Here is a 7,999-nt window from a genome sequence, read left to right as displayed (position 1 = left end):
AGGAGGGAGAAGAGTTTTAATGAAGTAAGAATAGCGTAAATACTGAGAGAATATAGTTGGTGGTATGTGTAAACCTTGTAGCTACTAAGCTAGAATAAATGGCTTGCATAATTGTTTTATTAACAGCTAATTTACCTGCTTTATCCCCCCAAATAGAGATGATTATATGATATTTATACGAATTCGGGCAAAAAGATTCATAATGTAAAATTTATGTCAAAATAGTGTAAGATTAGTATAAGACTATTATCAAATTAGTGTAAACAAGGGAGTTAATGTAAAATTTATGAACAATTAGTATAAAATTAGTGTAAGATTAAGGAATTGAGATATGAGTATTGATTTAGTAAAGGGTTAAATATTTTTTCACTACTTGAGTAGTGAAGCAAGATGGAGATTATGTATACATAAACTGACGTGCAAGCACTTTTGCAGAAAAAATAATTTTACACATCAAGCTAAAATCTCAAAACCTATGGAAATAAAGAAGCCAAAATAATCAAGATGATTTAGATTAGAAGACGCCTTATCCCAGCAAGGTTAACCAGATATAATTTGAAGAGATTAAACAAAAGGAGAAGGCTTAAAAATATCAAGAGCAGCCTACATTCGTTCGATGATACTCTAGTGGAAGGTTCAAAGAGTATTTGCCGAAGAAGAGCCAAACGCTAAAAAACAATAGATTGGTATTATCAATAACCTTAATCAACGCTTAAAAACACTCATATTCATGGATAGAAAAAATGATGAGACAAGTAAATCTACAGTTAGGATGTATTGATTAAATCTTAGATAAGTACAATTATTGGGTTCGATTAAAAATTGCCCTGTGCTTCTAAAATTGAAGCACAGGGTATCATATTTATCTTACATTCTGAGTAATCCCACCCAGATTAATCACATTATCAGGGATAGGCCAAGTGTACAGTTTTTCATCATCAGGTGCTAATTCATATTTTTTAGCTCCCAGCGAACGAACAAGGGTATAACCCATTTCTTTTCGCAGTCTTCTCAAATCACTCCATCTTAGCCCTCTGAATACTAAGCTTTTTCTTCTTTGATTCAGGATTTCAGTCAGGATATTCTTGGTATTACCCACCGTCATGGCTTGATAAGTACCTGTTTTGTATCTCTTGATTAAAAGAGAATTGAGGGCATGCAAGGCATCCTCATGATTCCCCAGCCTCTCACTACATTCCGCACGGATAAGCATAAGCTCATCAAGTGCAGGGAAAGGATTAAAGGTATCATAACCATTATAAGAACCTTTAAAAGTATAGTCATTGTTAGCTTTTAAAAAATAGACCGGAAATCTTAAGTCATTAGCCTCGTAAGAAGCCAGCAAGGTTGGGTTCACTTTCAGGTAAGAAAAGAACACCTGAATTTCCAGCATCACATTAAACATAGGCTGTTCCACATTCCCAAAGGAATAAAGAGGGAATGGAAAACTTAACCTGCTGTCCACTTTATTATAATCCATTAATTCGTCAGCAATCGCTAGACACTCATCAGCATACTGCTTAGCAAGAGCATTCTCCTTCATTTGTAAATAGATACGAGCTAAAAGCGCCAGCGTAGCCTGCTTAGAAGGACGAGTCTTTTCTTTGGGCAATACAGGAAGCAAAGTCAACGCCTCATCAAGGTCATGGAGTATTTGTTGGTAAGTAGCTTCTATACTAGCTCTAGCATTAGATTGATTAATATCAGAAGACAGCCTAATGGGAATCCCCATTTTTTGATTAGCAGTTTCTTTTTCATAGTCATCACAGAAAATCTGCGCCAGTTGAAAGAACTGCCATGCCCTCCAGAACAAAGCAGTCCCCCTAATCCTGTTGTACTGTTCTATATTCTTTTCGTTTTGATTTATCTTGCCAAGCCCCTCCAATACTATATTGCTGTACAACACCTTCGTATAAGCATTATTCCAACCCGGACACTGCTGACCTTCATAGATGTCTTTAGCCCATACATAGCCATTTTTTTGATAGGGGTTAGTCAGAGAATTCCATTCTGTCTCATTCAGGTAGTAATCATCCGTGCCAATTTCCCCCATGATGAGCACAGCAGTAGTATTCATGACAGTCATGTTATCCATTAAGGCATCCATATCCTTTAAGGAAGCAGGAACCGCCAGTCTGCTATCGGGTTTAAGCTCCAAAAAATCAGTATGGCAGGAAACCAATACCAAGCATAGCAAGCCAGCGATGATTGTATAAAGTCTTTTCATGTTCGTATGCGTTTTAGTATAGTTAAAGGTCAATTTTAAAGCCCAAAGAATAAGTTCTGATAGGAGGATAATCTGAGGTTGGGAAATCTGGATCTAAGCCTTGTTTATTGGCACGCCATAATATTCCTACATTATTGACATACATGAAAACCGATACATTGCTGAGTCCTAGTTGAGGCGCAGAAAACTTATAACTAAGATTGATGTCTTTCAACCTAAGATGCGCTCCGTTTTCAATAAGTGTTTCATTATTAAGATAGATATTCTCTCTGGTGGTATTAGCTCGCATAGTGAGTGCTGGGACAATTGTATGTAACTCGTCTCCAGGAACCTTCCACCTTAACAGATAATCCTTGTGCCCATTCCCATAGTTAATCAGGTTCGTATAATTGATACTGCTTCTTCTAAAATTGTATCCAGCCTTATAAACAACATTGAAGCTAAGGCTTAGCCCCTTCCACGTCAGCGTATTTCTAAAACTCCCAAAATGCTGAGGTACAGTTACCCCCATGTCTTGAAGACTAGCCGTTTGCAATGACGACCAGTAGGCAGCATAGTTCTCATTCAATTCGTTATTGGAATACACTAGCATTGCCCCAGTAGCAGGATTTAAGCCATACCAAGGCAAGGCATAGATTACATCCGCAGACTTTCCTTCTCTGGCTGGAGCCCTTGCAGCGTTAGACACCGGAAAAAAAGACTGGATAGCAGGGGATTCTGTACCACTATACTTGGTAATCCTGTTTTTAACCCAGCTCGCCAGTAGTACAGCAGACCATTTGAATTTACCAAAACTAATGAGCCCACTGATTTCCAAATCCATTCCCTTGGTAAGCATGTTTGCAGCATTAATCCGACTATCAATATTGGTGATTCCACCCAATCCTATTGAAAAGATTCCAGTAGTCGGATCTACATAATCATAGCCAATCAGGTCACTACCCGCTTTTTGATAGTACTCCAAACTACCCCGAATGCTGCCATTCAGGAAAGAAAAGTCAAAGGCAGTATTCCAGACGCTTACCTTCTCCCACCTCAAAGAAGGATTACCTATGCTTAAGAGCTGGGCAGCGGGTAAGTTGGTCACCGTACCAATACTGTTAGTAATACTTGGCATGGTACTTACCTGCTTATTAACATTACCATTAACCCCGTAAGTCGCTCTAAGCTTTAGCACATCAATCGTATTACTTGAGGCTGAGGACAAATACTCCTGCTTGAGGTTCCATAATCCACCCACAGACCAGAGTGGAACACCTTTTTGATTCGTAGCTACTCCAAATATATTGGAAGCATCCCACCTGCTACTGAGTGTCAGGGTATATTTTTGATCAAAAGTGTAGGCAGCATTGGCAAAATAAGAGATAAATCGGTCAGTGAAATGCTGGACATCAGCAATGGTATTGGGGATTCTGCTGGCAGACCTCGGTCGTAAGGGATAGCTAGTTTCATAATTGAGATAGGGTGAACTAGTTAATGTCTGATTGTCATAGCCATATAATAAATAGCCAGGCCCCGCTGTTGATTGATCCTCCCTGATTTCCGCCCCAGCCAGTGCATCGAGTTGGTGTTGTTGCTGGAGTGATTTATGATAGTTAAGTTGCAGACGACCATAATGACTCTTGCCAGAAGATCTTGAACCCGATAAGATTCCCCCCAGCGGAATGACACTCGTGCCATTAGGCTGAGTGAAGCGGTTAATGAGGTCTCTGACATAGTACGTTTCAGGCGCATAATAATTACGGACTTCCCCAGTAGCACTTCTGAATTGGTATTTAAGGTCAAGGGCTAAATCAGACAACAAGGAATATCGCAAGCCAGTGTTCATTCTTATCTCGTTATTGTTGGAGGTATTATCAGAAAAATTAAGTTCCTCCAAGGGTTTAAAAGCCCAGTTTAACAAGCCAGAAGCTGTTGCCGCATCAATGTAGGTTTGACGGTATTTGTAGGGGATGGCTGCTGACAATCCATTTTCATCTATCAAAGAAGTATAAGATTGCAATGCTCCGCCTTCTCTAGGAATAAGGGCTGATGGCTGGAGTCCATTGTTTTTGTAAGCCTGAAGGACATAGTACAAGCTACTAAATACCTCCAGTTTTCTACCCAGTCTATAGCTTAGTTGATTATTGAGTGTTAGCCTTGAGGAATTAAACCCGACGTTTGCGGAAAGGTTTTTATCAAATCCAACCGATGTGACATATTTCAGGTCATTATTTCCCCCTGAAATATTCAGCACATACTGTTGATTCAGAGAAGGCTGATACAAGTATTTCAGCATGTCTTTTCTGATATCTTTGGTGGCCAAAAGTTTCAGTTGTCGTTCCATCTCCACATTACTAATCTTTCCTTGCTGAGCAGCAATGTGGAGTTCAACAGCAGGAGGGAGCAGAGTCCAGTTATTTTGTTGGAAGCCACCATTCTGAAAACGTAAGCGTTGAAAGTCAATGAGGTCTTGGGCATTCAAAAAGGCAGGATTGTAGAATAGGTCAGGTTTATCAGCCGAGGTAAAGTTAGATTGGAAACTAACCGCTGTTTTTTTATTGTACTTGCCTTGCTTGGTGGTAATGACGATTACTCCATTGCCAGCCCGAACACCCCAGATAGAAGTAGCGGCTGCATCTTTGAGGATGGTGATGTCTTCTACATCATTGGGATTGATGGAATTAATATCACCCTCATAAGGAAAGTTATCGATTACGATTAAAGGAGCACTTGAGGCATGAATGGTGCTAAGCCCCCTGACTCTTAAGTCTGAGGTATTCCCGTGAGGAGATATACTGGTTCTGTAAAATTGCAGACCAGCACTTACTCCCTCTAAACGGCTCAAAATATCGGTACTGACACTTCGGTTGATAAGTTCATTATTAAGATGGGTAAAAGACCCTGTGGCTCTTTCACTGCTGATTTTAGTGTATCCCGTAGAAACGATTACCTCTTGAAGTTCACTGTTTTGTATCTCCATGCTGAGCGTGGCAGGCAATGCTTTTAGGGAAACAGCAACCGGTATTTTGAGGGACTTAAAACCAATACTGCTAATTACAAGCGTATCACTGGGAAGAGTAGCATTGATTTCAAAGAAACCATTCCTATCTGTAAGCGTCCCAGTCCCTTGTTTAATGAGTCTTACGGATGCACCGGGCATCTCGATTCCATCTGTGGCAGTAATCACCCTGCTTTTTAACAGCTGGGCATACAAGGGTGAGCAGTATGCCATTAACATACTTATAAAATAGACTTTTCTCATGTTGTTTAGGGGTTTAGTTTAGGGGTTTGAAGTATTAGCATATTTTACAACGATTACATCCATTTCCTGTGCTGTCAGCGTCAAATCAAAACCGATTTTGTTGAGGGCTCTTTTAATCGTCGGAATAGTAAGATACTTTTTGTCCAGCTGAATGGAGACCTTAGTATCCTCAAGAATCATGTCCAAGACAGGGTAAGGCTGGCTTGATAATACAGCACTAACGTAGCTGGTTAAACGTCTGATGGATTGATTTTTCAATGTGAAGAAATCAGCATTACTAGATTCAGCAGATTCAACGTTAGCCTCATCAACATTCAGGGAAGGCAGGGTAGAGGTAGAGGCATGTTCCAGCCGAACAATACCATAACCGGGAATCTTTCTTTTCTCAACGACTGCTTTCACGCCTTTTTCCAGTGTTAGATAGCGGTTAATATCATCGCTCATAAACTCCCGAAGGGCTTTGCGGGAAATATTCAGCGAGGTATCCAAACTTAACTCATAGCAATACATGTATTGGTTCTGCCATCGTTGGTAGTCCTTGTCTTGCTCGTAAATACCCGTTTCCTTTCTGTAGGTACCCAGCAACTCATGTTTAAGCGAGTCACTTACTTCCCAGACAATGCGGTTGGTTCTCCCGACAAAGGGGATGTAAGCACTGTACATCTCATAGATGAGGGTGATAAAATAAGCATTGTATAGCATGATGCTGTTTTTGCCTAGGCGGATTCCTCCCACATCAACATTAATGCGTTTAGAGAAGACAGACCTCATGCGGGGATGCTCCAAAGTACCTCCGTTACCGTTATAGAACAGCGGAAGATTAAAATCAAAGCTAACGGGAGGAGTGGTATGAGAAAGGACGAAATCATCTCCTTTTAAAGCACGGTTGATATTAGTAACATTGGCATACGCAGAGGAAGCAGACTCCCCAAAAAACAGCCCATTCCTAATCCATACTTGGTGGGGGAGACCGTAGTAAGGAAAGTATTGCCTTACCATGGTATCTTCCAGCACACTGGGTAGCCGCCAGCCTCGCTTGTTGAATAAAGGTAGCACTTTACCAGCATTTTCATTCGTGATAGGGATAACGACTATTTCCGAGCCAAACTTCTGCTGTAGGGTATCCAGCTTACTGAGTGATTTAATACAGGGAGCACACCAAGTAGCCCAGAAGTCTAGGATGATTAGTTTATCCTTATAATCCCTTAGGGTCAGGCTTTGTTTGCCTTGTGGGTGGTTAGCCACTTTTAGGGACAAGTTCCAAAGCTCAGGTGGGATAGAGTCTCCCACCTTAAGCGATTGGGCGGTTAGATAATGTACAGATATGAAAAAGTAAAGACATAGCAATGCCCTTACGCAGGTTTTTGCGTTCATGGGTTTAGTTTTTTAGATGAAGTGAGGTTACTTAGTTAGAAAAATAGAAATAGTATCTGCATGACATTGAGAATATCATGACAGTATCAATATTATATCGGAGGCTTCTTTATATTTTTGTATAATTGGTTTTTTCCTAATTCTGTAGATATACCATATTTCGAAATAGTGCTTTCCTCTTGGCTTCTTGAGCAAAAGTGATAGGAAGTACTGTATGAAATATGTTCTGACATAACCAATTATGTAATTGACTCATTACAAAATTAAATTTAAGTCTCTTTAAAGAGAAAAAATATTGGTTGACCATTACGTTGATTTGATTGACTTTTACTATATTTGGGAAAAATAAACAATTATGGAATCAAAATTTCATCTTAAGCCAAAGAAGGTACATTTGGGAAGGAACATCGCTAGAATTAGGGCATATAGAGGTGTAAAACAAACAACTTTAGCCACTGAGCTAAGTTGGACTCAACAGCAATTGTCAAGCCTTGAAAAGCAAGAGGATATTGCTGATGATATTCTTGAGCAAGTTGCAGATGTATTAGGCGTTACGATTGAAATTATTAAAGAGTTTGATGAAAGAGCTGTTATATATAATATCAATAATTATAATGACATTCACGATAATGTTTATAACGCAGGGGCATCTACGATTACTTACAGTGAGCCAAGCGATAAAATTATCGACCTTTATGAAAGGTTACTTAATTTGTTAGAAATAGAAAAATCAAAAACTAACCAAAAATAGTCTATATTATGGGCACTTTTGAACATCAAAAAAATCATTTGGGAAGGAAGATTGAGCGCATACGTAGTTTACGTGGAATGACACAATCTCAACTTGGAGAAAAATTGGGAGGAATTAGTAAGCAGGCTGTAAGTAAAATAGAACAAAGTGAAAATTTAGACGATGAACGACTTACAGAAATAGCTAACGCTTTAGGTGTTGTTCCCGATGGATTGAAAAAGTATAATGAAGAATCAATTCTTTATTGTACTGCTAACTTTTATGAAGGTAGCCATTCGGTAAACACTAATATAAATACGATTATTAACGAACCTGTGGACAAAATTATCGAGCTTTACGAAAGAAAGTTCCAAACGCTTAAGGATGAAATTATTAAGGCTTTAAAAGAAGGTAAGTGATTTAT

General features: G+C 39.3%; 5 protein-coding genes. 2 read left to right on the top strand and 3 right to left on the bottom strand.

Going from position 1 to position 7,999, the window contains the following annotated elements:
- Window positions 1-862 precede the first annotated feature (862 nt).
- From ABID42_RS17020 to ABID42_RS17010, 3 genes are read right to left on the bottom strand one after another with little or no spacing between them, the layout of a single operon-like run.
- Window positions 863-2,227, bottom strand: a complete 1,365-nt coding sequence (locus ABID42_RS17020; protein WP_367284704.1) for a RagB/SusD family nutrient uptake outer membrane protein — start codon at window positions 2,225-2,227, stop codon at window positions 863-865.
- 22 nt (window positions 2,228-2,249) lie between these two features.
- A complete protein-coding gene (locus ABID42_RS17015) occupies window positions 2,250-5,471 on the bottom strand; it encodes a SusC/RagA family TonB-linked outer membrane protein (RefSeq protein WP_367284703.1) in 3,222 nt (1,073 codons plus the stop codon).
- An 18-nt stretch (window positions 5,472-5,489) separates the two neighbouring features.
- A complete protein-coding gene (locus ABID42_RS17010) occupies window positions 5,490-6,845 on the bottom strand; it encodes a TlpA family protein disulfide reductase (protein ID WP_367284702.1) in 1,356 nt (451 codons plus the stop codon).
- A gap of 355 nt (window positions 6,846-7,200) precedes the next feature.
- Here ABID42_RS17010 and ABID42_RS17005 point away from each other — a divergent pair, with 355 nt between their 5' ends.
- Window positions 7,201-7,596, top strand: coding sequence for a helix-turn-helix domain-containing protein (locus ABID42_RS17005; protein ID WP_367284701.1), 396 nt, complete (start codon window positions 7,201-7,203; stop codon window positions 7,594-7,596).
- A gap of 8 nt (window positions 7,597-7,604) precedes the next feature.
- On the top strand, window positions 7,605-7,994 hold the full coding sequence (locus ABID42_RS17000) for a helix-turn-helix domain-containing protein (RefSeq protein ID WP_367284700.1): 390 nt from the start codon (window positions 7,605-7,607) through the stop codon (window positions 7,992-7,994).
- Window positions 7,995-7,999 lie beyond the last annotated feature (5 nt).

Origin of the sequence: Arcicella rosea, from assembly GCF_040543805.1 — a bacterium.
In the GTDB taxonomy this organism is placed as follows: Bacteria; Bacteroidota; Bacteroidia; order Cytophagales; family Spirosomataceae; genus Arcicella; species Arcicella rosea.
The sequence above is the reverse complement of the archived record's forward strand: the minus strand, read 5'-3'. Positions and strand labels throughout refer to the sequence as shown.

What these genes read in the sequence shown, in the direction of transcription:
- ABID42_RS17020 (WP_367284704.1), bottom strand. Translation starts at nt 2,227, where the DNA reads ATGAAAAGACTTTATACAATCATCGCTGGCTTGCTATGCTTGGTATTG.
- ABID42_RS17015 (WP_367284703.1), bottom strand. Translation starts at nt 5,471, where the DNA reads ATGAGAAAAGTCTATTTTATAAGTATGTTAATGGCATACTGCTCACCC.
- ABID42_RS17010 (WP_367284702.1), bottom strand. Translation starts at nt 6,845, where the DNA reads ATGAACGCAAAAACCTGCGTAAGGGCATTGCTATGTCTTTACTTTTTC.
- ABID42_RS17005 (WP_367284701.1), top strand. Translation starts at nt 7,201, where the DNA reads ATGGAATCAAAATTTCATCTTAAGCCAAAGAAGGTACATTTGGGAAGG.
- ABID42_RS17000 (WP_367284700.1), top strand. Translation starts at nt 7,605, where the DNA reads ATGGGCACTTTTGAACATCAAAAAAATCATTTGGGAAGGAAGATTGAG.